The organism is Thalassotalea sp. SU-HH00458 (assembly GCF_040362795.1).
GTDB lineage: Bacteria > Pseudomonadota > Gammaproteobacteria > Enterobacterales > Alteromonadaceae > Thalassotalea_H > Thalassotalea_H castellviae.
In genome coordinates this window covers 1-1,152 of the sequence record NZ_BAABWW010000026.1, presented here as the reverse complement: position 1 = coordinate 1,152, position 1,152 = coordinate 1, and the positions used below count along the sequence as shown (strand labels likewise).

The following is a 1,152-nucleotide window of genomic DNA, read 5'->3' as shown; positions in this document are numbered from 1 at the left end:
TTTCAAATCACATCTTTTAACTGACGGTTCAAAAAAAACTGGTGGAACACCAACCAAATAAGAACAATCCAAAGTACTGTTTTGACAACACTAAACAAAGATATAACCATATTTTCTTGAGATTTAATATACTCATTTTGATAGGTAAATAAGTTTATTAACTTATCACTTTGAGGTTCAGTTTTTAATTTTGCCAGTATAGTTGCCATAGTTTGTTCGTTAACAGCTTCTTGAACATGATTTCCTTGAATCCAATTGTTCTCTGAATAATAAGCTACACAAAGGGTTAAAATAATTAAACCAATTAAATAATTAATTGAATTTTTAAAATTAGATTGATGAGAATTCAAGTTGTTCCTCCCTGAAACATAACGCCCCAATCAGCGGCAATAAAATAGCTGGCTAAAATTAGCGAGGAACGAGCAAAAGCCAGCTGTTTTTTGTCCGTTGAATTGGCTTGTTAGAGCTACGATTACGCGTGCCAATTGATGTCGATTTTTTTATGTGTTGCCACACAATCACGTAAATATAAATTAATAAGACTTTGATAAGGTACGCCTGATTCCTCGGCCATATCTTTAAAGTATGAAATAACATCCTCTCCAAGACGCATAGTCACAGGCTTTTTCAATTTACTTGCGTAAGGGTTTTTACGTGACTTCATTGTTGATAAATCATATTCATCTTTCATAATTAATGCCCTCGCTGATAGTTTTTACTTTCGTTCTTTGTAGCTTTTCTTGCGGAAATAACTCTTATACTATTTCCATCATCACGTTCACAGTGACAAATAAGCAATAAATTTGTTTCATTGCTCATTCCTAGCATTAAAAAACGATCCTCGGTTACAGAGTTCTCTTGGTCAAAGAACTGTACGGCAAATTCATCAAAAAATACGGATTTAGCCTCATCAAAGGAAATTCCGTGCTTTTTAAGATTTGTAGCAGCTTTAGCTGCATCCCATTCGAATTTAATCATATGTACATTGTATGTACGTGAGGCTGGATTGTCAAAAGTAGCTCTAACGCCCAAATAACAGGCAATAAAATGGCTGGCTAAAATTAGCGACGAAGGAGCAAAAGCCAGCTGTTTTTTGTCCTAGTTAATTTGCTTGTATGGATAATACACCCATCTTTTTTATTCTTTTTAAAC

General features: G+C 33.9%; 3 protein-coding genes. All 3 read right to left on the bottom strand.

Annotation, left to right across the window (positions count from 1 at the left end; translation table 11 throughout):
* Window positions 1-2: 2 nt before the first annotated feature.
* Window positions 3-350, bottom strand: a complete 348-nt coding sequence (locus tag ABXH06_RS17835; protein WP_353519101.1) for a hypothetical protein — start codon at window positions 348-350, stop codon at window positions 3-5.
* A gap of 122 nt (window positions 351-472) precedes the next feature.
* A complete protein-coding gene (locus ABXH06_RS17830; RefSeq protein ID WP_353519100.1) occupies window positions 473-691 on the bottom strand; it encodes a BrnA antitoxin family protein in 219 nt (72 codons plus the stop codon).
* A gap of 2 nt (window positions 692-693) precedes the next feature.
* Window positions 694-978: a BrnT family toxin gene (locus tag ABXH06_RS17825; protein ID WP_353519099.1), complete on the bottom strand. Its 285-nt coding sequence runs from the start codon at window positions 976-978 to the stop codon at window positions 694-696.
* Window positions 979-1,152: the final 174 nt, after the last annotated feature.

Excerpts from the sequence above, each read along its gene's own strand:
- ABXH06_RS17830 (WP_353519100.1), bottom strand. The coding sequence starts at position 691 with ATGAAAGATGAATATGATTTATCAACAATGAAGTCACGTAAAAACCCT.
- ABXH06_RS17825 (WP_353519099.1), bottom strand. The coding sequence starts at position 978 with ATGATTAAATTCGAATGGGATGCAGCTAAAGCTGCTACAAATCTTAAA.